This is a genomic window from Microbacterium sp. (assembly GCF_029263575.1).
Lineage (GTDB): Bacteria > Actinomycetota > Actinomycetes > Actinomycetales > Microbacteriaceae > Microbacterium.
Genome location: NZ_JAJUFV010000224.1, coordinates 1 through 3,553 on the forward strand (window position 1 = coordinate 1; position 3,553 = coordinate 3,553).

Below are 3,553 nucleotides of genomic sequence, written 5' to 3' on the forward strand. Positions count from 1 at the left end.
CTGGCGAATCCGAGCGACAGGGCTGCGGTCATCTTCTTCTTTGTGCTGAACATCTCTCTACCTCCGGGGTTCGGAGCCGCGATTTCTGCGCGGCGTTGAGGGCTGTTCGGAAGCCTTCGACGATCGGATGGGAGAAATCTCCGATTCGTTCCGATCAATCCGAAATCGCCCAGGTGTCGAAGAACTCGCAACAGAAGCGAGGCATTCATGGATCTGATTCTCATCGGCCTGCTGGGTGGGCTCATCACCGGGATATCCCCGTGCATCCTGCCCGTGCTACCGGTCATCTTCCTGACCGGTGGCGCGCAGTCGGCACGATTCGACGGCCATAGCGAGGTCGCACAGGCTCACCGGGGCCGCCCGTACCTGGTGATCGCCGGCCTCGTTCTCAGCTTCACCCTGGTGACGCTCGCCGGCTCGCTCATTCTCGGGCTGCTCGGCCTGCCGCAGGATGTGCTGCGCTGGGCGGGCATCGTCGTCCTCATCGTCATCGGCGTCGGACTGCTCATCCCCGCTTTCGAGAGGCTGCTGGAGAAGGCGTTCCAATGGCTCCCGCGTAAAGAAGTGAGCAATCGCGGTAACGGTTTCGGGGTGGGCCTTGCCCTCGGGGCCGTGTTCGTGCCGTGCGCGGGGCCGGTTCTGGCAGCGATCATCGTCGCGGGCGCGACCGGTCGGATCGGTGCCGGTACGGTCGTGCTGACGGTGTCGTTCGCCATCGGCGTCGCCATTCCGCTGCTGATGTTCGCGCTCGCTGGACGCGGCCTGGTCAATCGGATCCGCGCCTTTCGCACACGAGAGCGCGCTCTTCGCATCGCGGCTGGCCTCGCGATGATCGCGCTGGCCGTCGGACTGGTCTTCAACGTGCCGCAAGCTCTGCAGCGTCTCTTCCCCGACTACACCGCGCCACTGCAGGAGCAGCTCACCGATAACGAAGCTGCTGAAGAGGCGCTCGGGCTCGGAGGTCTGGTGACCGACGAGAACCGTGAACTCGATAACTGCACCAACGGCGCCGACGAGCTGCAATCGTGCGGCACGGCTCCCCGGATTCGTGGGATCGAGCAGTGGCTGAACACGCCCCAGGGTGCCGCCGTCGATCTGAAAGACCTGCGCGGTCAGGTCGTCCTCATCGACTTCTGGGCCTACTCGTGCATCAACTGCCTGCGCTCGCTGCCGCACGTCGTCGCCTGGGACGAGACCTACCGAGATGCGGGGCTGCAGGTCATCGGCATCCACTCGCCGGAATACGCCTTCGAGAAGGATGCCGCCAACGTGGCATCCGGAATCGAGAGCTTCGGCATCGACTACCCGGTCGCGCTCGACAACAACCTGTCGACGTGGACGAACTATCGCAACCGCTACTGGCCCGCGCACTACCTGATCGACGCCGAGGGCACCGTGCGGCACATCTCGTTCGGCGAGGGCAATTACGAGGCCACCGAGAAGCTGATTCGACAGCTGCTGGCCGATGCGGACCCCGAGATCGTACTCCCCGCGGCCTCCGATGTCGCCGACGAGACGCCGGAGGTCGGATCCACGACGCCCGAGACCTTCCTCGGTTCTTCCAAAGACGTGAACTACGGCGGTGACGAGCCTTACCGGGCCGGCCGGGCGGAATTCGCGTTCCCCGACGATCAGGCGGCGGATACCTTCGCTCTCGACGGAGCGTGGACGATCGAGACCCAGTATGCCGAGCCAGTCACGGCCGACGGTGCGACCATCCGTCTCGATTACAGAGCCTCGGAGGTGCGGATGGTGGTCGGGGGCTCGGGCGAGCTCGTCGTCACCGGCGAAGACGGGCAGGAGCGCATCGTGGTGGAGGGGACGCCGCGTTCCTACCAGCTGATCGACACTGACGAGATCTCTCCGGGGGTGGTCGAGGTCCAGGTTCCGGCCGGCGTGCAGGTGTACTCGTTCACGTTCGGATGAGCAGATACACGTTCTGAGCGGAGAATGCGTCATGCTGGTGGAGATGGTCATAGACGGTATCGATGTACCGGAGGACGGATCGGCGAAAGATCACGCCGCCGAACTCCTCGTTCGAGTAGCCGCCGGCGACCAGGGAGCATTCACACAGTTGTATGACATGCTCGCCGCTCGCGTGTTCGGGCTCATCCTCCGAGTGCTGGTCAATCGCTCCCAGAGTGAAGAGGTGCTACAGGAAGTCTTTCTCGAGGTCTGGCAATCCGCTTCGCGCTTCGCTCCGAACAGAGGGCAGGGACGCAGTTGGGTGTTCACGATCGCACACCGTCGAGCGGTAGATAGGGTGCGCGCATCGCAGGCCAGTGCCGATCGTGATGTCAGAGCAGGCCTGCGCGATGCGGGTGTCGCATTCGACAGTGTCGCCGAGCGGGTTGAGATCGGCATCGCCGGAGAGCAGGTCGTCGCGGCGCTGGAGACACTTCCCGACGCGCAGCGCGAGACGATCGTGCTGGCTTACTACGGCGGATACAGTCAGAGCGAGATCGCTGCACTGGTTGCAGCTCCGCTGGGAACGGTCAAGACCCGCATGCGCGACGGGCTCACGCGGTTGAGGAAAGAGATGGGGGTGGACGCATGAACGAGCAGGAATTCGCCGAGCTCGCGGCCGGGCACGCCCTGCACGCGCTGTCGGATGCCGATGAGCGACGTTTCGCGGACGCCCTGGCCGCCCACCCGCAGTGGCAACACCTCGCTGCCGCGGATGAGGACACCGCCGCGCAGCTCGTTCAGGCGACCGCACCCGTCGTACCCCCGGCGGGTGTGCGAGATGCCCTGCTCGCCCAGATCGCGCGTACGCCGCAGGATCCGGCAGCCGACAGCGATGCTGACCAGCCCTCGACGACGAACCAAGCGGAACCCACCGAGCCCGAGCTCGCGGCAATCGACGCCGCGTCGCGAGAGACGGCTCCCGCCTCTCGCCGTCGCTGGCGTCGGCTTTTCGCCCTCGCCGCATCAGTAGCGTTGATCGTGGGCGTCGGGATCGGCATCGCCGCTCTCACCGCGCACCTGACGACCCCGGCATCCGTCATCGCACTCGAGCAGATCGAGTCGGCCGCAGACGCGCAGCAGGCGAGCGTCGAGCTCGATTCGGGTGCGACGGCGACGGCGCACTGGTCGCCCTCGAGCGGCCAGGCTGTGCTCGTCGCGGAAGGGCTCGAGAGCCTGGACGACCAGAGCACGTATCAGCTCTGGTTTGTACGAGATGAGCAGCCGGTTCCGGCGGGTCTGTTCCGGGCCGAATCCGGTCACGCGACGGCGCTGCTGGAGGGCGCCGTGCAGGCCGGAGATGCGATCGCTGTGACGGTGGAGCCGGCCGGTGGGTCGCCGACCGGACTGCCGACGGCTGATCCGATCATCGTGATCCCTACCGCCTGAGCGCGGGTAGCCTGGATGAATGGCCGAGCAGTTTCACCGCCCCGTTCGTCGCCCAGCGTCCTCCTTCGACAACATCGCCGGGTCGACGGATTCCGCTGAGGGGTTGCGCGTTGCTCACGCGACGGCATCCGCTCTGCTGAATAGAGCGCGCGCGGATGAGTCGGGCGAGAGCGCCGAGCGACTGATCGCGTTCACGGCC

Annotated in this window: 3 protein-coding genes and 1 pseudogene; all 4 read left to right on the forward strand. The window is 65.7% G+C overall.

What is annotated here, in order from left to right:
• Positions 1 to 207: 207 nt before the first annotated feature.
• Positions 208 to 1,926, forward strand: coding sequence for a cytochrome c biogenesis protein DipZ (locus Q1J95_RS15230; protein ID WP_300269176.1), 1,719 nt, complete (start codon positions 208 to 210; stop codon positions 1,924 to 1,926).
• 31 nt (positions 1,927 to 1,957) lie between these two features.
• Entirely contained in the window at positions 1,958 to 2,557 is a 600-nt protein-coding gene (gene sigK / locus Q1J95_RS15235) for an ECF RNA polymerase sigma factor SigK (RefSeq protein ID WP_300269178.1), read from the forward strand.
• A complete protein-coding gene (locus Q1J95_RS15240; RefSeq protein WP_300269181.1) occupies positions 2,554 to 3,354 on the forward strand; it encodes an anti-sigma factor in 801 nt (266 codons plus the stop codon). The genes sigK and Q1J95_RS15240 overlap by 4 nt, the downstream gene beginning before the upstream one ends.
• Before the next feature lie 19 nt (positions 3,355 to 3,373).
• A pseudogene (locus Q1J95_RS15245) lies at positions 3,374 to 3,553 on the forward strand (DNA-directed RNA polymerase subunit beta); the annotation flags it as partial.